At 64.0% G+C, this 22,767-nt stretch carries 17 protein-coding genes; 12 read left to right on the plus strand and 5 right to left on the minus strand.

The window, feature by feature from the left end:
• The first annotated feature begins 36 nt into the window (after nt 1-36).
• The 3 genes from KCG88_RS10520 to KCG88_RS10530 all read left to right on the plus strand — a co-directional run bounded on the left by KCG88_RS10520 (nt 37) and on the right by KCG88_RS10530 (nt 4,623).
• Nucleotides 37-3,144, plus strand: a complete 3,108-nt coding sequence (locus KCG88_RS10520; RefSeq protein WP_210712333.1) for a transglycosylase domain-containing protein — start codon at nt 37-39, stop codon at nt 3,142-3,144.
• A 118-nt stretch (nt 3,145-3,262) separates the two neighbouring features.
• Complete coding sequence (locus tag KCG88_RS10525; RefSeq protein WP_011063161.1) at nt 3,263-3,841, plus strand: PadR family transcriptional regulator; 579 nt, start codon at nt 3,263-3,265, stop codon at nt 3,839-3,841.
• The gene (locus KCG88_RS10530; RefSeq protein ID WP_210712334.1) at nt 3,838-4,623 is read left to right on the plus strand and encodes a siderophore-interacting protein; all 786 of its coding nucleotides are present in this window, start codon (nt 3,838-3,840) and stop codon (nt 4,621-4,623) included. Before KCG88_RS10525 ends, KCG88_RS10530 begins: the two co-directional genes overlap by 4 nt.
• Nucleotides 4,624-4,695: 72 nt before the next feature.
• Here the strand turns inward: KCG88_RS10530 and KCG88_RS10535 are convergent, their stop codons facing one another.
• Complete coding sequence (locus KCG88_RS10535) at nt 4,696-5,364, minus strand: Pr6Pr family membrane protein (RefSeq protein WP_047288954.1); 669 nt, start codon at nt 5,362-5,364, stop codon at nt 4,696-4,698.
• A gap of 8 nt (nt 5,365-5,372) precedes the next feature.
• Entirely contained in the window at nt 5,373-5,603 is a 231-nt protein-coding gene (locus KCG88_RS10540; RefSeq protein ID WP_019093117.1) for a VF530 family protein, read from the minus strand.
• Between the two features lie 265 nt (nt 5,604-5,868).
• Here KCG88_RS10540 and KCG88_RS10545 point away from each other — a divergent pair, with 265 nt between their 5' ends.
• Nucleotides 5,869-7,908, plus strand: coding sequence for a TonB-dependent receptor (locus KCG88_RS10545; protein ID WP_210712335.1), 2,040 nt, complete (start codon nt 5,869-5,871; stop codon nt 7,906-7,908).
• 65 nt (nt 7,909-7,973) lie between these two features.
• On the opposite strand, the gene KCG88_RS10550 is transcribed toward KCG88_RS10545, so the two are convergent.
• Nucleotides 7,974-9,362 (minus strand): PLP-dependent aminotransferase family protein, encoded by a 1,389-nt coding sequence (locus KCG88_RS10550; protein WP_210712336.1) that lies wholly within the window; start codon nt 9,360-9,362, stop codon nt 7,974-7,976.
• Between the two features lie 307 nt (nt 9,363-9,669).
• Between KCG88_RS10550 and KCG88_RS10555 the strand changes: the two genes are divergently transcribed.
• The 6 genes from KCG88_RS10555 to KCG88_RS10580 all read left to right on the plus strand — a co-directional run bounded on the left by KCG88_RS10555 (nt 9,670) and on the right by KCG88_RS10580 (nt 16,969).
• Nucleotides 9,670-10,872, plus strand: coding sequence for a benzoate/H(+) symporter BenE family transporter (locus tag KCG88_RS10555; RefSeq protein WP_047288960.1), 1,203 nt, complete (start codon nt 9,670-9,672; stop codon nt 10,870-10,872).
• Nucleotides 10,873-11,099: 227 nt separating this feature from the next.
• Nucleotides 11,100-12,473: a carbohydrate porin gene (locus KCG88_RS10560; protein WP_047288962.1), complete on the plus strand. Its 1,374-nt coding sequence runs from the start codon at nt 11,100-11,102 to the stop codon at nt 12,471-12,473.
• A gap of 117 nt (nt 12,474-12,590) precedes the next feature.
• Entirely contained in the window at nt 12,591-15,011 is a 2,421-nt protein-coding gene (locus KCG88_RS10565) for a glucose/quinate/shikimate family membrane-bound PQQ-dependent dehydrogenase (protein ID WP_210712337.1), read from the plus strand.
• 422 nt (nt 15,012-15,433) lie between these two features.
• Complete coding sequence (locus KCG88_RS10570; protein WP_015636855.1) at nt 15,434-15,694, plus strand: hypothetical protein; 261 nt, start codon at nt 15,434-15,436, stop codon at nt 15,692-15,694.
• 229 nt (nt 15,695-15,923) lie between these two features.
• On the plus strand, nt 15,924-16,217 hold the full coding sequence (locus KCG88_RS10575; RefSeq protein WP_047288969.1) for a hypothetical protein: 294 nt from the start codon (nt 15,924-15,926) through the stop codon (nt 16,215-16,217).
• 104 nt (nt 16,218-16,321) lie between these two features.
• Nucleotides 16,322-16,969 (plus strand): carboxypeptidase-like regulatory domain-containing protein, encoded by a 648-nt coding sequence (locus tag KCG88_RS10580; RefSeq protein WP_047288972.1) that lies wholly within the window; start codon nt 16,322-16,324, stop codon nt 16,967-16,969.
• On the opposite strand, the gene KCG88_RS10585 is transcribed toward KCG88_RS10580, so the two are convergent.
• The gene (locus KCG88_RS10585; RefSeq protein ID WP_210712338.1) at nt 16,947-18,605 is read right to left on the minus strand and encodes a hybrid sensor histidine kinase/response regulator; all 1,659 of its coding nucleotides are present in this window, start codon (nt 18,603-18,605) and stop codon (nt 16,947-16,949) included. The two genes, KCG88_RS10580 and KCG88_RS10585, sit on opposite strands and share 23 nt — an antisense overlap.
• A 145-nt stretch (nt 18,606-18,750) precedes the next feature.
• Between KCG88_RS10585 and KCG88_RS10590 the strand changes: the two genes are divergently transcribed.
• Both KCG88_RS10590 and KCG88_RS10595 read left to right on the plus strand, forming a co-directional pair.
• Nucleotides 18,751-19,368 (plus strand): response regulator transcription factor, encoded by a 618-nt coding sequence (locus KCG88_RS10590; protein WP_210712339.1) that lies wholly within the window; start codon nt 18,751-18,753, stop codon nt 19,366-19,368.
• Between the two features lie 202 nt (nt 19,369-19,570).
• On the plus strand, nt 19,571-20,002 hold the full coding sequence (locus tag KCG88_RS10595; RefSeq protein WP_047288980.1) for a hypothetical protein: 432 nt from the start codon (nt 19,571-19,573) through the stop codon (nt 20,000-20,002).
• A 39-nt stretch (nt 20,003-20,041) separates the two neighbouring features.
• On the opposite strand, the gene KCG88_RS10600 is transcribed toward KCG88_RS10595, so the two are convergent.
• On the minus strand, nt 20,042-22,384 hold the full coding sequence (locus KCG88_RS10600; protein WP_047288982.1) for a GGDEF domain-containing phosphodiesterase: 2,343 nt from the start codon (nt 22,382-22,384) through the stop codon (nt 20,042-20,044).
• Nucleotides 22,385-22,767 lie beyond the last annotated feature (383 nt).

Raw genomic sequence — 22,767 nt, forward strand, 5'->3', positions numbered from 1 at the left:
AAGTCCGATCAATCTGCGTGAATGGATCAATCGACTATGGGCGCTTTGTGGCAGACCGATTCGCGTAAGAACGCAGTGCCAAGCCACAGCGAGGACGAAGCGCCTTTACCGAAACGCCGCACACCCCGCCGTTATGCCTGGCGCCTGTTCTGGCTGTTGCTGCTGATCGCCCTGATTGCCCTGGGCTTTGCCTCTGCCCGGGAGATGCGCACCTCGAAACTCCAGGCCCGGGAATTCAGCCGGCTGGCCGCTGACCTGAGCTACTCCCTGGAGCCCGGCCCCAGTGATGCCGTGCTCTATCCCGGTGCCGGGCCGTTCGACCGGCGCCTGGGCTACAGCGCCCTGGGGGAGTTCCTGCCACGCTTGCTCAAGCGCGGTTACCTGATCGACGCCCAGACACGTTTTTCCCCGGCACTGATGGACTACAGCAAAAGCGGATTTTTCGTGCCTTACACCGAAAAGATCCAGGCGGGCCTGTCCATTACCGACTGCCGAGCCGCGCCCCTGTATCAGTTCAATTACCCACAACAGTTGTATGAGAGTTTTGCCAGCATTCCGCCGCTGGTGGTGCACAGCCTGCTGTTCATCGAGAACCGCGATCTGCTGGCCCCCAAGCCGGCCGAGGCCAACCCGGCGGTGGACTGGCCGCGCTTTGCCAAAGCCGCCTGGTCGCAGATCGCCCGGCTCTTGCACCTGCCCGGGCAGAGCGCCGGGGGTAGCACCCTGGCCACCCAGTTGGAAAAATACCGCCACTCGCCGGATGGCCTGACGGTATCCGGGGGCGAGAAGATCCGGCAGATGGTTTCCGCCAGCGTGCGGGCCTATCAGGACGGCCCGCAGACCCTGGAGGCCCGCAAGCGTATCGTGCGCGACTACCTCAACAGCGTGCCGCTGTCCGCGGTGCCCGGCCACGGCGAAGTGCACGGCATGGCCGAGGGCCTGCGGGTCTGGTACGGCGCTGACTTCGACAAGGTCAACCAGGTGCTCGGCAGCACCGCCACGGACTCGAAAAGCCTCGCCGCACGAGGGCTGGCCCTGCGCCAGGTGCTGTCGCTGATGATTGCCCAGCGCCGCCCCTCCCACTACCTGGCCAAGGGCCGCGCAGAACTGGCGGAACTGACGGACAGCCATATCCGCCTGCTGGCGCAGAACCATGTCATCGACCCGGCGCTGAGCAGCGCCGCCCTGGCCAGCCAGGTGACCTACCGCGACTGGCAACAGCAGCCGACCATTCAGCCGATCGAGACCAACAAGGGCATCAGCGTCGCCCGCAGCCGCCTCGCCGCCCTGCTCAACCGGCCACTGTATGACCTGGACCGCCTCGACCTCTCGGCCACCAGCACCTTGCAGAGCGACCTGCAGCGCCAGGCCACCGAATACCTCAAGCACCTTGCGGACCCGGCCTTCGCCGCGCAGATTGGTGTGCTAGGCGAACGCCTGCTGACCCCCACCAGCACCACTCAGGTGCGCTACAGCTTCACCCTGTTCGAACTGACCCCCGACGGCTCGCGGGTGCGGGTGCAGACCGACAGCACCGACCAGCCTTTCGACATCAACGAAGGCAGCAAGCTGGAACTGGGCTCCACCGCCAAGCTGCGGGTGCTGACCACCTACCTGCAGATCATTTCCGAGCTGCACGACAAGTACGCCACGCAAACACCCGCGCAATTGAAAAAGATCCCGGTGAACGAGCAGGACCGCCTGAGCCGCTGGGCCCTCGACTACCTGATGCAGAACAGCGACCGCAGCCTGCCGAAAATGCTCGACGCCGCCCTGGACCGCACCTACTCCGCCAGCCCCGGCGAGGCCTTCTTCACCGGTGGCGGGGTGCATCACTTCCACAACTTTCGCAACGAAGACAACGGCCGCAGCCCGACCCTGCGCGATGCCCTGCGCGAATCGATCAACCTGCCATTCATCCGCCTGATGCGCGACCTGGTGCGCTACAGCACTTATGGCGGCGACAGCAGCAGTGCCGAATTGCTCAGGGACGACGAGAACCCGCGGCGCCAGGAGTACCTGGCACGCTTTGCCGACCGTGAGGGCACCTCGTTCCTGCTGCGTTTCTGGAAGAAGTACCGCAACAAGGACACCCAGTCGCGCCTGGAAACCTTCCTCGACAGCATGCACCCCACGGCAATCCGCCTCGCCGCCGTGCACCGCTACCTGCTGCCGGACGCCAGCCAGGAGAGCTTCAACCGCTTCGTCCGGGCCCACATGAAGAACGCCAAGGTCAGCGAGAAGCTCACCGACGAACGCCTGGACAAGCTCTACGCCAGCTACGGCCCCGGTGCCTATGACCTGCCGGACCAGGGCTACATCGCCAAGGTCCACCCCCTGGATCTCTGGCTGCTGGGCTACCTGATGAACAACCCGGAGGCGAACTTCACCCAGATCGTCAAGGCCAGCGAGTTCGAGCGCCAGGAGGTCTACAGCTGGCTGTTCAAGAGCCGCCATCGCAGCGCCCGGGACAGTCGCATCCGCACCATGCTGGAGATCGAGGCCTTCCTCGATATCCACCAGCGCTGGCAGAGCGTCGGCTATCCGTTCGACCACCTGGTACCGTCCCTGGCCACCGCTATCGGCAGCTCCGGCGACCGCCCGGCGGCGTTGGCGGAACTGGTGGGCACCATCCTCAACGACGGCGTGCGCCTGCCAACCTTGCGCATCGACAGCCTGCACTTCGCCGCCGGCACGCCCTATGAAACCCGCCTGCTCAACGACCCGGACAAGGGCAAGCGGGTGATGCCTTCGGAGGTGGCCACGGCGCTGCGCGGGGCCTTGTCGCAAGTGGTGGATGCCGGCACCGCGAAACGGGTGTCCGGCAGCTTCAAGCTGGCCGATGGCACGCCATTGGCCATGGGCGGCAAGACCGGTACCGGCGACAACCGCATCGAAGCCATTGGCGCCGGCGGGCGGGTGCTGAGCTCCAAATCCATCAACCGCACCGCAACCTTCGTGTTCTACATCGGTGACCACCATTTCGGCACCCTTACCGCGTACGTACCCGGAGCCTCGGCCCAGGCCTTCAAATTCACCTCGGCACTGCCGGTGCAGGTGCTCAAGGGCATGGCGCCGATCCTCATGCCCTACCTGCAACCGGGCAGTGGCACCCAATGCCTGGGCAGCGTGGCGCAACGCTGAATCACGACAGGCCCCCCTCTCTCTCCGACAAACGGCAGCTTTGCCGCCGGCAGAAATGCTTGCGTCATTCTTAAGATATATCTTAAGTTATGTCTAAATCGAAACGGAGAAAGAGAAAATGAGAGAGCACCACCACCCTCCCCATCGCGAACACGGGGACAGCCATGAGATCTTCGAACGCCGCCCGGGCCGCGAACGCGGCGGCCGCGGACCCCGGGTATTCGCCCCCGGCGACCTGAAACTGCTGCTGTTGGCGCTGATCGCCGAGCAGCCCTGCCACGGCTACGACCTGATCCGCCAGATCGAAAGCATGTTCGACGGCGCCTACAGCCCCAGCCCCGGCGTGATCTACCCGACCCTGACCTTTCTCGAAGAAAGCGAAATGATCCAGGGCGATGCCGAAGGCGGCAAAAAGCGCTACAGCGTGACCGACGCCGGACGTCTGTCCCTGCAGGAGCAAGCCATCGCCCTGGACGGCGTGCGCATGCGCATCGAAGTCAGCAAGCGCTCCCTGCGCGGACATGATCGCCCCGCTGAAATCCACGAGGCGGTGCACAACCTGCGCCACGCCCTGCAAATGCACCATGGCCGCTGGAGCCCGGAAGAGATCCTTCGGGTACGCGACCTGCTGAACAACACCGCCAAGGCCATTGTCGATGGTCCTGTGAGCCACCCCGCCCCGGAGAAAAGCCAATGACTGCCAGCCCAGAACTGTCCATCCATCGGGTCATGCACGAGATCAAGCGCCGACGCCTGGAGGTGCTGCGCGTTGTCGACCTGACTCCGCGCATGCGCCGCATCACCCTGGGCGGGCCCGAGCTGGCCGGGTTCATCAGCCTGGGCAGCGACGATCATGTGAAGCTGCTGTTCCCGCAGAACGCCGAACAGCAAGCCGCCCTGGAAACCCTGGTACTGGGCCCGGGCAAGGACAACGGCCCGATGCCCGCCATGCGCGACTACACCCCGCGCCGCTATGACCTGGAGCTGGGCGAACTGGACATCGACTTCGTGCTCCACGGCGACGGCCCCGCCTCCACCTGGGCCGAACAGGCCGCACCAGGCCAGCTCCTGCACATCGGCGGGCCACGGGGCTCGATGGTGGTGCCGGATATCTTCGACAGCTACCTGCTGATCGGCGATGAAACCGCGCTGCCGGCCATTGCCCGGCGCCTGGAAGAACTGCCGGCCGGGCGCCAGGTGCTGGCGGTGATCGAGGTACAGAACGCCGCCGAACGCCAGGCTCTGGACAGCGCCGCCCAGGTGCAGGTGATCTGGGTTGAACGGGACGCAGGCGGGCAGGACCTGATCAGCACGGTGCGCCAGTTGCAGGTGCCGCAAGGCAAGCTGTATGCCTGGGTAGCCACCGAGAGCAAGGTGTCGCGCCAGGTGCGTCGAGTGCTGCTGGATGAGCACCAGCTCAACGACGAATTCGTCAAGACCGCCGGTTACTGGCGCCTGGACAGCAGCGAAGAAGAATAATCGCGCATCAGGGTAGGAACTGGCTTGCCAGCGAAGGCGGTCCCAAGGGCCCCCTCACCGGCAAGCCGGCTCCTACGGGCCCCTGGACCGGAGTTTACCCAGCCAGCGGTCCAGCCCCAGCAACAGCAGGGATACCAGGACGAACCCCGCCAATATCCCGAGGGCATTGAGCAGTACCCGGGGGTAGCCCAGCCTGTCCACGGAGATGAAGGGATAGGGGTACAGCCCAAGCAAATGCCCGCGCAGCAACAGGTAGGCGAAATACACAATCGGGTAGAGCGTCCACCACCCGATGTGCCTCATCCGCAGCCCGCCCTTGGGCACGCAACACCACCAATAGACCAGAAACAGCAGCGGCATCACGTCATGCAGCAACTCGTCCGCCAGCCATTGCCAACCCTGGGGATGCCACAGGTGGCGCAACAGCAGGCTGTAGGCCAGCCCCACCAGCAGAATGCTCGCCGCCACGGCGCCGCTGACCCAGGGCTGGAGCATGAACGCCTGCCCCTTGGAAACCCGCAGGTTGAGGGCGCAGGTCAGCACGCTGGCCACCAGGGTATTGCTGAGCACGGTGAAGAAACTGAAGAAGTTCACCAGCCCGCCCAGCAGGCTGGCGCCACTGTCCCAGCGCAACAGCAGGATCAGGTACAGCTGCACGGTCAGCCCGAACCAGCCAAGGATCGCCGCCACGGCAATCAGGCCACGCCGAGTGCACAGCCCCGGCAGCGAAAAGCCAGCCATAGGGTTCCTTAAAGCGGGCGCTTGGTACGTTGCAACTTCACATAGAGCTTCTCGACCTTCTCCCTCGCCCAGGGTGTCTTGCGCAGGAAGGTCAGGCTGGACTTGATGCTCGGATCGCTCTTGAAGCAGCGGATATCAATGCGTTCAGCCAGCCCCGACCACTCGTAGTGTTCCACCAGCGCCTTGAGGATCTGTTCCAGGGTCACGCCATGCAGCGGGTCGGTGTGGGTGTCGGTCATGCCAGGCCTTTGCGGGAAGAAAATGGGGAAAGCCGCGCACCTTAGCCGAGGGCTTGGCCCCGCGCCAGCACGCTTGAGTAACTGTAGTCGCAGCCCGTCACCGAGGCGATCGGGCATGAACAGCGAAAAGTTCCTGGCTTTTCGAAATAAAAGAGATGTTATATTGTATCAATCAATAACAACTCACCCGCATTTTGGGCACCCCCGTGTCCCGCCTGCTCACTGACTCAAAGCGCCTAGCGCCCTGTTCGCCAAGGAATGACCGATGTCCCGCTCAACTCCCCGCCCTTCTCGCTCCCTGCTCTGGCGCCTGTCGCCACTGTCCGCCGCGCTGCTGATCGCCTCCCAGGCCCATGCCGTGGAATTGCCCCAGCAGGTCATCACCGCCAACCCCCTGGGCAGCACCGAACTGGCCGCCCCAAGCACTGTGCTGGAAGGCGACCAACTGACCCTGGAACAAAAAGGCAGCCTCGGTGAAACCCTGAACAAACAGCCGGGCGTGTCTTCATCCTACTTCGGGCCGGGGGCCAGCCGGCCGATCATTCGCGGCCTGGATGGCGACCGGATTCGCATTCTGCAGAACGGCGTCGGGGCCCTCGACGCCTCGTCGCTGTCCTACGACCATGCGGTGCCCCTGGACCCGGTTAACGTCGAGCGCATCGAGATCGTCCGCGGCCCGGCGGCCCTGCTGTACGGCGGCAACGCCATCGGCGGGGTGGTCAACAGCTTCGACAATCGGATACCCACCGAGGCCATCGAGGGCATCCACGGGGCGGGCGAGTTGCGCTACGGCGGCGCCGACACCACCCGCAGCAGCGCCGGCAAGCTGGAAGCCGGCGATGGCACCTTTGCCCTGCACCTGGATGCCAACTCGCGGCAGTTCAATGACCTGAAGATTCCCGGCTACGCCCGCAGCCGTCACGCTGCGGCCAGTGAAGATGGGGATGGCAAGAAAGGCCGCCTGGGCAACAGTGACGGTCGTCAGGACGGCGGCGCCATCGGCGGTTCCTACACCTGGGATGACGGCTATGCCGGCCTGTCCTACAGCAACTACGACTCCAACTACGGCTCCCCCGCCGAAGAGGACGTGCGCATCCGCATGAAGCAGGACCACTACGCCTTCGCTTCGGAACTGCGCAACCTGCAGGGCCCGTTCAGCTCGCTCAAGTTCAACGCCGGCTACACCGACTACGAACACCGCGAGATCGAGGGCGGCGAAACCGGCACCACCTTCAAGAACAAGGGCTACGAGGCCCGTGTCGAGGCCCGGCACCAGCCGCTGGGCCCCCTCGAAGGGGTGATCGGCGCCCAGGTCAACCGCAACGAATTCTCCGCCTTGGGCGAAGAAGCCTTCGTGCCACAGACCGATACCAACAGCGGCGCGCTGTTCATCCTCGAAGAACTGCAAGCCACCGAACGCCTGCGGCTCAGCCTCGGCGGGCGCCTGGAACACACCACCGTAGACCCGGACAGCAAAGGCAACGAACGCTTCGCCCAGGCCGACAAGTCCAGCAGCTTCACTGCCGGCAGCCTGTCCTCGGGGGCGGTCTACACCCTGACCCCGGTCTGGTCCCTGGCCGCGACCCTGGGCTACACCGAGCGCGCCCCGACCTTCTACGAGCTGTACGCCAACGGCGCCCACGTCGCCACCGGCACCTATGAAGTGGGCAGCGCCAAGCTATCGAAGGAAAAAGCCGTGTCCAGCGACCTGGCCCTGCGCTTCGACAACGGCATCCACAAAGGCAGCGTCGGCGTGTTCTACAGCCACTTCTCCAACTACATCGGCCTCTTGGGCACCGGGCGCACCCTCAACGATGAAGGCGAAGAAGATGCAACAGGCATCCCGGAATACGCCTACAGCGGAGTGCGAGCACGCTTCAGTGGGATCGAAGCCCAGGATCGCTGGACCCTGGGGGAAAACGCCTACGGCAAGTTCGCCCTGGAACTGTCCGGCGACTACACCCGGGCCAAGAACCTGGATAACGGCCAGGACCTGCCACGCATTGCTCCATTGCGCCTGAACAGTGGCCTGCTGTGGGAACTGGACCGCTGGCAGGCACGCCTGGATGTCCAACATGCTGCCAGCCAGGGCCGGGTGCCGGACAACGAAAGCGGCACCGACGGCTACACCACCCTTGGCGCCAGTGCCGGTTATCGCTTCGACATCGGCCATAGCCAGTGGCTGGCCTTCGTCAAGGGCGAGAACCTGACCAACCAGACCGTGCGCTATGCCAGCTCGATCCTGCGGGATATCGCCCCGGCCGCCGGGCGCAGTGTGGAAGTGGGCTTGCGTACTACCTTCTAAGGCCCTGTTCGCCGGCAAGCCTGCTCCTACACGGCCCCGCAGGAGCAGGCTTGCCAGCCAAGAGCTTAGCGGTAACGCCGCGGGTCAGCCTCGATCAGGCTGGCCAGTTGGGTCAGGGCAAAGCGCAACTCGTCCTGGGTGGTGGGCGACATCAATACCACCCGCACACAACGGGAGCTGGCACCGCGTTCCACCTGGAACTGGCTGCCGCTCATCACCAGCACCCCATTGGCCCGGGCCAGGGTGGCGAACTCATCGCCCGTCCAGGGTTCCGGCAACGTCAGCCACAGGTGATAGCTGTGGGGCTGGGTCTGGATCTCCAGGCCGGCAAACACGTCCCGGGCAATCGCCTGGCGCGCTGCCGCTTCACTGCGCTGGGTCTGCACCAGCTTGCGGTCCAAGCCTTCGACAATCACGTTACTGGCCAATTGCGCGGTCAAAGGCGACGGCATCCAAACGCTGCTACGCACCATCGAACTCAGCCGCGACAGCAGCTTCGGCGGGCTGTAGAGATAGCCCACGCGCAACGCCGGCATGATCGCCTTGGACAGGCTGGTGAGGTACACCGAACGCTGCGGCGCATAGCTCGACAGCGGCTTGATCGACGGATCGGTGGCGAGAAAGCCGTAGATATCGTCGTCGATGATCAAAAAATCGAACTCTTCGGCAATCGCCGCAATCTGCGCCCGACGCCTTGGCGACATGATCGCCGTGGTGGGGTTCTGGCAACTGGCGACACACACCAGCAGCGCCGGTTTTTCCCGCAGGCACTGCTCGCGCAGGGCCTCGGGGAGCATCCCCTCTTCATCCATGGCCACGCCCCGCAGGCGCCGCTCCAGGCCGTGGGCCACGGAGATGATGCCCGGGTAGCAGAGCGACTCGCAAAGCACCAGGTCGCCGGCGTTGCTCAGGGCGCTGATGGCCACCATCAGCCCGTGCTGGGCACCGGAGGTAATGACCACCTGCTGCCAGTTGGCCTCGGGCAAGGAATGGCGCAACCACTGCGCCCCGGCCTCGCGATGAGCCGGGTGGCCTCCATCGGGGGCGTAGTCCAGGGCCCGGCCGAAGTCACTGCTGCGGGCCATGCCCACCAGGGCGCCACGCAACCAGTACTCCAGGGTTTCGCTGTAGGGCTTGATGATCGACAGATCCAGGGCTTCGGCCTGCCCCAGGGACAGGGACGGAGCGCTGGAACCTTCGGGCAACACCAACGGCGGCTGCGCCAGCACGTAAGTGCCGCGGCCGACTTCGCCCTGCACCAATCCGCGCCGCTGAGCTTCGCTGTAGGCGCGGCTGATGGTGCCAGGGGTGACATTCAGGGTTACCGCCAGCTCGCGCAGGGTCGGCAAGCGGTCACCATCATTCAACAAACCGCTGCCGATATCCCGCGCCAGGGCGTCGGCGATGGACAGGTAGACCGGTTGATTGAACTCGCTTAACTGGGGAACCCACATGGAGGCTGATGACCATCGGCTGCGTTGAGGTGGACCGGAGCATATCACAGCCATGGGTCGCTCCTTAACATCGATTCATTTGGAAAATTGATTCGATCTTCACGCCAAACTGGCGACTCGAAGCCGTTAAAAAAGTTTTTATATGATCTATAAACCATTATAAATCATCACCTTACCGATAAAACTCAGCCAACTTCGGCACAGCCCTCTCGAGAAACAATTGAATCGACTCAATTTATTGAAATACACTCAATCAGCACCAACCCAATCGACTCAATTTCTCCCACCCATGCCCAGTCGAGATGCCATGCACAGTCTCAGCAAGGACCTGTCCCTCTCCGCCGTGATTGCCGGCCTGATCGCCGTGATCATTTCCTACGCCGGCCCCTTGATCATCGTGTTCCAGGCCGCCCGCGAAGCCCATCTGCCCAGCGACCAGGTGTCATCGTGGATCTGGGCCATCTCCATCGGCAGCGGCCTCACCGGCCTGCTGCTGAGCTGGCGCCTGAAAGTGCCGGTGATCACCGCCTGGTCCACCCCCGGCGCGGCGCTGCTGGTGTCGATGCTACCCACGGTGTCGCTGCCCCAGGCCATCGGCGCCTACATCGTGGCCTCATTGCTCATCGCGCTGGTCGGGCTTTCCGGGGCCTTCGACAAACTCATGAGCCGCCTGCCCAAGGCGATTGCCGCCGCCATGCTGGCGGGCATCCTGTTCCGCTTCGGCGCCGGCCTGTTCACTTCGGTCAGCCTGCAACCGGCCCTGGTGCTGGCGATGATCGCCGCCTACCTGCTGGGCAAGCGCCTGTCACCCCGCTACGCGATCCTCGCGGTGCTGCTGGTGGGCTGCGCGATGGCCACAGGCCTGGGCGAACTCAATGGCGGGGCCATCACCCTGGCGGTGGCCCAGCCGATCTTCATCGCTCCCGAGTGGAGCTGGCACGCCATCATCAACATCGGCCTGCCCCTGGCCCTGGTCACCCTGACCGGGCAATACGTGCCGGGCATGGCGGTGATGCGCAGCGCCGGCTACAACACCCCGGCCCGCTCGATCATTTCCTGGACAGCCATCACCTCGGCACTGCTGGCGCCGTTCGGCTCCCACGGGATCAACCTGGCAGCCATCACCGCTGCCATCTGCACCGGCCGCGAAGCCCATGAAGACAAGGACAAGCGCTACATCGCCGGGATCGCCTGCGGCCTGTTCTACCTCCTCATGGGGATTTTCGGCGCGACCCTGGCCTCGGTGTTCGCCGCCCTGCCCAAGGAACTGATTGCGGCACTGGCCGGCCTGGCCCTGTTCGGCGCCATCAGCGCCGGGTTGAGCGGCGCCATGGCCGACGAAAAACAGCGTGAAGCGGCGCTGATCACCTTCCTGGTCACTGCATCGGGCATGAGCTTCCTGGGCCTGGCCGCCGCGTTCTGGGGGTTGATCTTCGGCCTGGTGGCGCACTTTGCCCTGAGCCATACCCGGCACAAACCCAGCCTCGCCCAGGCCAGTGCCCCACGCTGAGCAGAGACCGAGCCGGGAACTGTTACCGATTGCGAAACTGTTCATGTCAATAAAAGCGCTTTCTCTCCCGGAGACGGCGCTTTATCCTTAGCCCCCTAATAAAGCTGAACCGTTTCATCTTTCCCTTTGAAATCAGTGGCCTGCCGTTCTCGATCAACCTGCATCGATGCTACGCGCCATGCCCTTGCTTCTGCCTATTCCTAGAAAAAGACCTTATCCGAATGCCTATGCCCACTTTTCAGCGTTTAAAAGACAGCGCTGTCCTGACTTCCGTCGCCCTGCCCAAGAGCCTGAGCCTACTCGGCGCCCTTGGTTTTGCCGCCTGCGCCCAGGCCGCACCGGCCTTCGACAGTGACTCACCGTGGATGCTCGGCGACTGGAATGGCGCCCGCACGGAACTGGCCAACAAAGGCTACGACTTCAAGATCGACTACGTCGGCGAGATGGGCTCGAACCTGCACGGTGGCTACGACCACGACCGCACCGCGCGCTACAGCGACCAGTTCGCCTTCGGCAGCCACCTGGACCTGCAGAAGATCCTCGGCTGGGACGACGCCGAATTCCAACTGACCGTGACCAAGCGCGACGGCGACAACATCAGCAACGACCGGATCAACGATCCGCGGGTCGGCGGCTTCACCTCGGCCCAGGAAGTCTGGGGCCGTGGCCAGACCTGGCGCCTGACCCAGATGTGGTACCAGCAGAAATTCTTCGACCAGAAGCTCGACATCAAGGCCGGACGCTTCGGCCAGGGCGAAGACTTCAACAGCTTCCCCTGCGACTTCCAGAACCTGGCGTTCTGCGGCTCCCAGGTGGGCAACTGGGCCGGCAGCGTCTGGTACAACTGGCCGGTCAGCCAGTGGGCCCTGCGGGTCAAGTATCACCTGAGCGCCGAGCTCTACGCGCAGATCGGCGCCTATGAGCAGAACCCCTCGAACCTGGACCGCGACAACGGTTTCAAGCTCAGTGGCAGCGGCACCCAGGGCACCCTGTTGCCGGTGGAACTGGTGTGGACACCGAAACTCAACGGCCTGGCCGGTGAGTACCGCGCCGGCTACTACTACAGCAGCGCCAAGGCCAACGACGTATACAAGGATGGCAATGGCCAGCCCGCCGCCCTGACCGGCGAGGCCTACCGCAGCAGCTCCAGCAAGCACGGCCTGTGGCTGGGCGCGCAACAGCAAGTCACCAGTTTGGCCAGCGACCACTCCCGCGGCCTGAGCCTGTTCGCCAACGTCACCGCCCACGACAAGAAGACCAACGCCATCGACAACTACGTCCAGGCGGGCCTGGTCTACAAGGGGCTGTTCGACGCCCGGGCCAAGGATGACATCGGCTTTGCCCTGGCCCGGGTCCATGTCAACCCGGCGTACCGCAAGAACGCCCAGGCCAGCAACCAGGCCCGGGCGCTCTACGACTACGACAACCCGAGCTACCTGCCGCCCCAGGACACCGAATACAGCGCCGAGCTGTACTACGGCGTGCACCTGGCCAACTGGCTGACCGTGCGCCCCAACCTGCAATACATCCGCCACCCCGGCGGCGTGAGCCAGGTGGACGACGCCCTGATCGGCGGGATCAAGATCCAGAGTTCGTTCTGAGGCCAGCAGGCACACAACGACGCCATTCACAGTTTTCAGCTGAACCAAGCCCGCGCCTGATCGTCATCTACAGTGAACATGCGCGGGAACACTCTAAACGTCACGGAGAACCACACTATGAGCACTGAGGGTGCTTCAAGTCCGAGCCGCTTGCTGCCAAGCCTGCTCGGGATCTTGCTGCTGCTAATGGGCCTGGCCTTGCTGGCCGGGGGGATCAAGCTGAGCATGCTCGGCGGCTCGCTGTATTACGTCCTGGCCGGTATCGGCCTGACGTTGACCGGCCTCTTGCTGCTGGCCGGTAAACGCGCGGCGCTGGGCCTGTATGCCCTGGTACTGTTCGCCAGTACCGTCTGGTCGCTATGGGAAATCGGCCTGGACTGGTGGCAGTTGGTGCCACGCTTGTCGCTGTGGTTCGCCCTCGGCGTGGTCCTGCTGCTGCCCTGGTTCCGTCGCCCGCTGCTGCGCGATGGCCCGGCCCCGCTGGGCACCGCTGCCCTGAGCGTGGCCGTGGTCCTGGCCGGTGGCGCCGCCATTGGCAGCCAGTTCACCCACCCCGGGGAAATCTCCGGTGACCTGGGCCGCGACACCGCGGACATGACCAGCACCGCGCCGGCCATGCCCGACGGTGAATGGCAGGCCTACGGCCGCACCGAGTTCGGCGATCGCTACTCGCCGCTGAAGCAGATCACCCCGGCCAACATCGGCAAGCTGCAGGAAGCCTGGCGCATCCGCACCGGCGACATGCCGACCGCCAAGGACCCCGTGGAAATCACCAACCAGAACACCCCGCTGAAGGTCAACGGCATGCTCTATGCCTGCACCGCCCACAGCAAGGTGCTGGCTCTGGACCCGGATTCCGGCAAGGAAATCTGGCGCTTCGATCCACAGATCCAAGGCCCCAACGGCGACGATTTCCGTGGCTGGGCACACATGACCTGCCGTGGCGTGTCGTACTACGACGAAGCCAACTTCAAGAACACCGACGCCATCAGCCAGCCGGCCACCCTGTCCCCCGCGGGCCAGGCCATCGCCACCAGTTGCCCGCGTCGCCTGTTCCTGCCTACCGCCGATGCGCGCCTGATCGCCATCAACGCCGACACCGGCAAGGTCTGTGAAGACTTCGGCAACAAGGGCGTTGTGGACCTGAAGGCCGGTATCGGCCCGTTCACCCCGGGTGGCTACTACTCCACCTCGCCGGCGGCCATCACCCGTAACCTGGTGATCATTGGCGGCCACGTGACCGACAACGAGTCGACCAACGAGCCGTCCGGCGTGATCCGCGCCTTCGACGTGCACGACGGTCACCTGGTGTGGAACTGGGATTCGGGCAACCCCGACGAGACCACGCCGCTGCCGGAAGGCAAGACCTATACCCGCAACTCGCCGAACATGTGGTCCCTGGCCAGCGTCGACGAGAAACTGGGCATGGTCTACCTGCCACTGGGCAACCAGATGCCTGATCAGTGGGGCGGCAACCGCAGCGCGGGCGCGGAGAAATTCAGCGCCGGCACCGTGGCCCTGGACATCGACACCGGCAAGCTGCGCTGGAACTACCAGTTCACCCACCACGACCTGTGGGACATGGACGTGGGCAGCCAGCCGACCCTGCTCGACATGAAGACCGCCGACGGCGTCAAGCCGGCGCTGATCCAGCCGACCAAGCAAGGCAGCCTGTACGTGCTGGACCGTCGCGATGGCACCCCGATCGTGCCGATCCGTGAAGTACCGGCCCCCACCGGCGCTGTCGAAGGCGACCACACCGCGCCAACCCAGGCCCGTTCGGACCTGAACCTGTTGCCGCCGCCACTGGACGAGAAAGCCATGTGGGGCGCCACGCCGTTCGACCAGATGCTGTGCCGCATCCAGTTCAAGCAACTGCGCTATGAAGGCCAGTACACCCCGCCGTCGGTGCAGGGCAGCCTGATCTACCCGGGTAACGTGGGCGTGTTCAACTGGGGTAGCGTGTCCCTGGACCCGGTTCGCCAGCTGCTGTTCACCAGCCCGAACTACATGGCCTTCGTTTCCAAGCTGGTGCCGCGCGCCGAAGTCGCCGCCGACAGCAAGCGCGAAAGCGAGACCTCGGGCGTACAACCCAACACCGGCGCGCCTTACGCGGTGATCATGCACCCGTTCATGTCGCCTCTGGGCGTACCTTGCCAGGCCCCGGCCTGGGGCTACGTGGCCGGTATCGACCTGACCACCAACAAAGTGGTGTGGAAGCACAAGAACGGCACCAGCCGCGACAGCTCGCCGATCCCCATCGGCCTGCCGATGGGCGTGCCAAGCATGGGCGGTTCCATGGTCACCGGCGGTGGCGTGGGCTTCCTCAGTGGCACCCTGGACCAGTACATCCGCGCCTATGACGTGAAAAACGGCAAGGAACTGTGGAAATCCCGCCTGCCTGCGGGCGGCCAGGCCACGCCGATGAGCTACACCGGCAAGGACGGCAAGCAGTACGTGCTGGTGGTCGTGGGCGGCCACGGCTCCCTGGGCACCAAGATGGGCGACTACATCATTGCCTACAAACTGTCGGAATAAGCTGTACCGGCAGGCATGAAAAAGGCGGCTACCTTCGGGTAGCCGCCTTTTTTTGTACCGTTCGCCCTCCGTAGGAGCTGGCTTGCCAGCGAAAACGTAGGCCGGGGCGATGCAAGGCTTGCGGGCCTCTTCGCCGGCAAGCCGGCTCCTACATAAGGTGCCTGGTGTTTGATCCTGCTCGACCAGCAGCCCCTCAAAGGGCGATCACCGAAAATTCCTACCACTCGCGTCCGATTGCATCACCTTGTCCCTCCAAGGCGATGCCCTTAAGGTCTGGGGGTCATTGCAAATTCAGTGACAGGGGTGTGGAAGCCCCTATCTCGTTAGGCGTAAACGACGCCACCTAATGGCCATTCTGATTCCTGCGAGAGAGTCCCACAGCAATGAACAACAACGCAGCTGACCAACCCGAGAGACGCTACATGCCCCTCACCAGCAACGACTACAACATCCCCGCCCTGCTGGTGGACACCCAGGCCCCGCTGGACGCGCTCCACGAAGCCGCCGCGCACCGCATCCGCGCGGCCACCCAGTTGCTGGAGAACATCGCCAGCCACGACAACCTGCAGAGCAACCCGGCCCTGCTCCAGGACTTCGCCCAGCTGTGCGTCATCCCCCTGCGCGATGGCTGCGACCTGCTGGACGTACTGGGCCGACGCCTGCAGGAACAACTGCTGACCTGACCCCGGATCCAGGACCGGCAGCGCCTCGCCGGTCCTCTCAAGCGGCCCTGTTCGCCTGCCCAACAGCCTCGTAATTGCAAAGCGACATTAGCCCATTTGTGCTAATCGACCCTCCCCCACCCCGGGGCTATAGTGCCGGGCAACCACCTGATCTCCCCATCGCCGCCAGCCTGCGGTGTCGGGAGCGGCTGCGCCGTTGAAAACACAACAACACCAAGGAAGAGTCATCATGAAACTCCAGTCCAGCCTCCGCCCCCTTGCCCTGCTCAGCGCCCTGGCCCTCGCCCTGGGCGGTTGCGCCATCGCCAAACCGAGCAACGACGATCTGAAGAACCGCGCCCAGATCACCCTCGGCAAGCCGGTTTCCACCGTCTCGAATGTGCGCAGCGACGCGTCCCAGACCTACTTCACCGCCAGCACCAGCGCCGGCGAATACAACTGCGTATTGCCCAGCGGCGGCATGGTCGCCTTCGCCACCATGGGCGGCGTGGTCGCGCTGCCGGCCGAGTGCAGCAAGCAATAAACCGCTAACCCCTGGCCAACCGGTTCGCCGCGACGAGTTGCCCCGGTGTAGCAGCGGGACAACGTCGGGCGAGCAACGCGCCCTCCTGAAAAGGTCCTGAGTTGATGAAACCCCGTCTCTTCATGGTGACAGGCCTGGCCCTGCTCGCCTGTACCCTGATTGCCTGCGCGCCGCGCCAAGGGCGAACCCTGGACGAATACCCGCCAGTCAAGATTTCCACCGTACAGTACCCCGATGAACCCTTCGACACCCAGGCCGCGCGCGCCGCGCTGCAACCCGGCAACGCAACGCTTACCGGCAAGTTCTGTATCGTCGGCAATGACGGTATCGAAGACAGCCGCGACGTCGAGATCTACCTCTACCCGGTCACCCCGCACTTGCAGGCCTGGCACAAGTTGCGCGCGTCCCAACCTGAAGGCGCGCCGGTGAGCATGGTCCCCGAAGCCCTGGCCGTGCACCGGATGACCCGCACCGACGGCAACGGCATCTTCCAGTTCACGGGGCTGAAACCGGGCCGCTACTTCGTCCAGGGCCGCGATATGGTGTACGGCACCAGCCGCTGGAACGAGTACGTGGGCACCGGCCAGAGCAACACCAACTACGGGCCAGTGACCACTCACTACTACACCGAGCGCAGTTCGATCTCTTCGTACTCGGGCATGCTGGATGACTTCGTCGAACTGGCCAGTGGCGAGAACAAGAAGCTGACCATGACCAACTACCCCCTGCTTATCCCGTGCCGGACCTGGTAACCGCCTCTGGCGCCGCAGCCCTGTGGGCAGGCACCAGCGGCGCCTCGCGCAGGGCCCGCAAGGTGCTGCGCAATTCCACCGGCCGCACCGGCTTGGACAGGATGGCGATGTTGCGGTCGTGCAGGGCGGCGTGGATTTTCTCGATGTCGTGCCCAGTGATAATCAGCGCCGGCACTTCCCAGCCCCGCTGCTGGCGGATGCTGTCGATGCATTCGATACCCGAGGCCCGAGTGCCCAGGTCGTAGTCGGCGACGATAATGTCGCAGTCGGTCAGCAGGTTCTCCCCGCTCGACTCGGCCTGGACCACGCAGCCCCAGCGTTCCAGCAACGCCGAGGTGGCCAGCAAGACGTTGCGGTCATCCTCCACAAGACACACCCGCAGCCCGGTCAGCAAGCCGCTCTGCAACGCCTCGTCACGACCGTGCAAACGCTGTGGCGCGGCCAGTGACAGGCCGTGCAGGCTGACCGCGGTGCCGTGATCGACCCGCGAACGAATCGTCACCTGCAGGCCGGTCATCTGCCCCAGGCGCTTGACGATGGATAAGCCCAGGCCAACGCCTTCGACATCCTTGTCCCGTACCTGGCGCACCCGGTAGAACTCCTCGAAGATCTTCGGCAGATGCTCCTCGGCAATCCCCCGGCCCTGGTCATAGATGACAATGGCCAGGCCTCGGCCACGCCGGCGTACGCCAATCAGCACTGGCCGTTCCGCGGCGTACTTGAAGCAATTGGACAGTACGTTCTGCACCATGGTCGCCAGCAACCCCGGATCGACCCGCACCCAATGGGCGCAAGGCCGCAGCCGCAGTTCGACACCCGCCCAGCGCGCCGCCTCGGAATTCTGGCGCACCAGGTCGCGCAGCAGCTCGCCCAGGTGGACGGTTTCGTATTTGGGCTGAACTCGCCCGTTGTCCAGGGTGTAAAGGTCGAGGATCGAGCGGAACAGCTGCGAGACGTTGAGCAGTGAACGATCGATGTTATCCACCAGGCGCCGCTCATCCACCCCCAGGCTGGCTTCGCGCAGGCAGGCGGTGAACAGGCCGATGGAGTGGATCGGCTGGCGCAAGTCATGGCTGGCCTGGGCCAGGAAACGGGACTTTTCCAGGTTGGCGGCAATCGCCTCTTCCGAAGCCAGGCGGGTACGCTTGAGCAGGATATGGGCATACACCGGAATCACCGTGCTGGTGATCATCAACATCAACACCATGTAGGGCTGGGCCTGCCAATAGGGGGTCAGCAGGTAGACCATGAACAGCGCGACCTGCGCCAGCACGGTGGCGATGGCCAGGTAACGCGAGCCGAAGCGCATGCCATTGCCCAGGTTGACCCAGACCATCACCGCATAGATCGGCAGTGCCCCCTCGCCGCCTACCACCAGGCCATAACAGGTGCCGGTGTAGTCGTAGACCATGCCCAGGATGCGCCGCGCCGGGTAGTGCCCGGGCCAGCGGGCAATGGCCATGCGCAGGGCGATCGAACCGAGCATGAACAGGGAAATGTAGATCATCACCGGCACGTAGGGATCCACCTCCTGCCCCGGCAGAAAGCCGATCACACCAAACCAGACCAGGGCGCATCCGGCCACGATAATCCGCAGGGTGGCCTGGTCGAGTTCACTGTCTTTCTCAACTTTCATGCAATCACCTCCTTGTGCAATATGCGCCGCCGTGGTCTTTTGCCGTTCGCAAAGCTGGCCCACCAGACACGACCAGCGGGCAGTTACAACGCCGTGCGCCAAGTTAGCATGCCCACAGGACTGGATGTTTCAAGGAGTTTCAAACATGACATGCCGGATTATCGTCGCCGACGACCACCCGCTGTTTCGCGAAGGCATGCTGCGCACCATCCAGCGCTTGCTGCCCGATGCCGTGCTCGAAGAGGCCGGCGACCTGGCTGCGGTAATGGCCCTGGCCAAGAGCGGCGAGGAGCCGGACTCGCTGATTCTCGACCTGCGCTTTCCCGGCCTGACCTCGGTCAGCATGATTGCCGGCCTGCGCCAGCAATTGCCACGCACCTCGATCATCGTGGTGTCGATGATCGACAACCAGGACCTGATCGCCGAAGTCATGGCGGCCGGTGCCGACGGTTTCATCGGCAAGAGCATCAGCCCGGACGAGATCGGCCAGGCCATCGATGCCATCCGCGAAGGCGAAGTGGTGGTCAAGTACGCGCCTTCCGGCCTGCTGCTGCCCCTGGACGCCTGCGCCGAAGTGAGCCAGCTGACCACCCGGCAACAGGAAGTCCTGCGCCTGATCGCCCAGGGCAAGACCAACAAGGAAATTGCCCGAGAGCTGGATATCTCGCCGTTCACCGTGCGCATCCACGTGTCTTCCCTGCTGCATACCCTCAAGGTGCCGTCGCGCGCCGCGGCGGCGGTGAAGTTCGCCGGCACCTGGTAAACCGGGACACTTGGGCCCGGGCTATCGGGCGGTCTGCACCAGAATGCCAAGACATTGTTGGTCAACGCCCGTTGTTAATGCTGGGAAGCCCTGCGCAAATGAGGCAGCATCGGTTCTGGCACGCCGTTATAAACGCCATGGCATCGGGCGGCACGCCAGGAACAGCGTGCTGGCGCGACCGCCCTCGCAGGAGAAAGACATCATGAGCACGGATAAGCGTGATGAGTTGTTTGAACGGTTACACCACTGGTTCGGTGACTCGGAAGCCGCCAACTGGAACGAATACACCACCGAGCAGGTGGCCAAGGGAGTCCTCCACGCCTTTACCCCGGCGCAATGGCAACGCCTCGGCGAAACCCTGCTGTCGCGCCCAGAGTACTGGCAGCACCGCTGCGCGGTGTCCCTGGGAGAGTTACGCAGCCCGCCGGCCATCGAGCTGCTCAAACGCCTGCTGGTGGATTCGCCCTACCTGGACGTAAGGGTCATGGCCGTCTATGAACTGGACTGGTCGGAAGCGGCCATCGAACCCCGCTATGCGCCCTGCATCCTGGAAATCATGGACAACCTCAGTGAGGAAGGCATAGAGCCGGAGCTGCAAAGCCTGTTGACCAAGGCCGAGTCCGCCGCCCCCTGAGCCCCCTCCCCTGGATGGCCTGTCGGCCATCCAGCGCTTTCAGCTCGACACCCGGGAGTTCACCAGCCAGCGCTCAAAGGCCTCGGTCGGCAACGGGCGGCTGATCAGGTAACCCTGCACCGTGTCGCAGCCCCAGCTTTCCAGCAGTTTCAGGCAGTGCTCATATTCCACGCCTTCGGCCACCACCTTGAGTCCCAGCTTGTGGCTCATTTCTATGGTGGAACGCACGATCACCGCATCGCCGCTGCTTTCATCCAGATTACGGATGAACGACTGGTCGATCTTCAGTTCCTGCACCGGCAGGCGCTGCAACTGCGCCAGGGATGAATAGCCGGTGCCGAAATCGTCCACCGACAGGCTGATGCCGCAGCCGCGCAAGCGTTGCAGCACGGCCAGGGCCTGCTCCGGGTCGCGCATGATGGCGCTCTCGGTGATTTCAAACACCAACTGTTCGGCCGCCACCTGATAACCCTCAAGGTAATCGCTGACCCGTACTTCCAGGCCATCGTCCTCCAGGTCGCTGGCCGAGATGTTCAGTGACAGGCGTACAGGCAGGGCCCGCCGGTTCCACTCCGCCAACTGGCGGATACAGGCTTCGATGACCCAGGCGGTGAGGCTGTGCATGCTGCCGGTGCGCTCGGCCAGGGGAATGAATTCCGCCGGCGAAACCACACCAAACACCGGATGCCGCCAGCGCAGCAGGGCTTCGGCCTGGTGCAGGTAGTCCCGGCGCAGATCGAGCTTGGGCTGGTACAACAGGAACAGCTCACCTTCGGCAGCCGCCCGGCGCAGATCGCGGATCAGGCTGATCTGCCGCTGGTGAGCCAGGTCTCGGTCCTGCTGATAGACCTGCACGTAACCGGGCTTGAGCGAAGCATCATGGCGGGCGATAGCGGCGCGACTGATCAATTCCTCGGCGGACTTGCCATCGGCGGGGTACACCGCCATCCCCATGCAGATCTGCCGGCGCACCTCATCACCCTGGATCAGTTGCGGTCGGCTGAGCAGGTCATGCAGCCGGTCAGCCATGGCCATGGCTCCGTCCAGTTCGGTGTTCTCCAGCAGCAGGAGGAATTCACTGGCGGTGATCCGGGCCGCCGTATCGCCCTGGGACAACACCTCCCGCAGCCGCCGGCTGAGCTCGCCCATCATCTGGTCCAGGCCTTCTGTGCCAAAGCCTTCGTTGATCGCCCGATAGTTGTCGATGCCCAGGTAGAGCAGCACCACATTGCGCCGGGCGGCAATGGCCTTGGTCAGGCGTTCGATGGCCAGTGCCCGGTTCGGCAGCCCGGTCAGCGGATCATGCAGAGCGTTGTGGGCCAGTTGCCGCTCGCGGGTGGCAATGGCGCTCTGCATGGCGTTGAAGGCATCCGCCAGCACCCCGAACTCGTCGCTGCGCTTGATGCTTACCGGGGCCTGATAGTTACCGGCACCGATGCGTCTTGCCGCCTGGGCCAGGTCTTCCAGGGGCCGCGATACCCGTCGCGCCATCAGCAGGGCGCAGGCCAGGGAGACCGCCAGCGCTACCATGGCGATCCACATGAACTCTCGGTCCAGCGGGGCAAAGGCCTGCAACGCCTGCTCCAGGGGGCTTTGCAGCAAGGCCATGACCCGCGGATCGCCGGCATCCCCGGTATTGGCCAGTTGCAAGGCCTGGTTGAGAAAACGCTGGCCACGGGTCTCGCTCAACTGCGGCAGGGATTGCCACAGGGGGTCGACCAGGACCTTGATGATGGGCGGCCAGAAGGACTCCGGCTGGGTGCTGAACAGCTCACCGGGATGCTGACCATCGACCGTCAGAAACGACACTTCCAGGTTGCTCATGGAGCGCAGTTCCTGGGCAAACAGCTCATCCATGGGAAAGCCCATCACTACCCGGGCAATGGGTAGCGACTCCAGCACCTCCCCCTGGACCAGCAGATAGGGCCGGCCCTTGATTGCGACGAAGAGCATGTGGGTGTTGTGCCGCATGGCCCGGCGCAGGGCCTGGTCGTAGGGAAAGTGCTGGTCCCGGGCGATCACGGGCAGGGTACTGGCGATGACCCGGCCCTCGGGGCTGAGCACGAACATCTCGCTGGAACGGATGCCGCCGCTATGCTGGGCCAGCGCGGCAAGGATATCCACCGGTTTGCCGCTGAGCACCGCGCGGCGAAACTCGGAATCCACCACCAGCCAGTCGACGCCGTACTGCAGGTTGCGACCGCGCAAGTCCAGCAGCCGCTCGAACACCCGGGTGCCGATCTTCAGTTGCAATTGCGCCTGGCGCTCCACCGCTTGGGTGGTGGCGGTCTTGACCGCGAAATACACCGCGGCAATCAATACCAACAGCAATAGCGCCAGCACCCCGACAATCCTTGCCTGAAAGGTTCGGCGCCACTTCATAAGGCAGCTCTCAGTCGCTCCGAATCCCCGGCAGGCCTTGAAAAGGCCGACGCAGATGCCCCCTGCCGGAAGCTGAAAAATCCCTTCTTCATACCCATCCCTCTGAGAAGCTGAATGCGCGCGTCAAATAAATGCCAGTTTTATTCCAGCATGCCGGGCACTCAGATTAATCCTCAAACTACACAAGATCACGCAATAAAACAGGTGATATCGCAGTCATTTTATTGACAACCCGTGTCAAACAGCCTCTTCAAGTGGGCTTGAATACCCTCGCAAAAACCCGCAGGCATGCACCAAGAACCGCCTAGGCCGCGGCTGTACAACGCCTCTCTGCCAGGGCAACAGGCGATGCAGCGGCACTTCCAGCCGTCTCGGAAAAATGC

The organism is Pseudomonas sp. MWU349 (assembly GCF_017947325.1).
In the GTDB taxonomy this organism is placed as follows: domain Bacteria; phylum Pseudomonadota; class Gammaproteobacteria; order Pseudomonadales; family Pseudomonadaceae; genus Aquipseudomonas; species Aquipseudomonas protegens.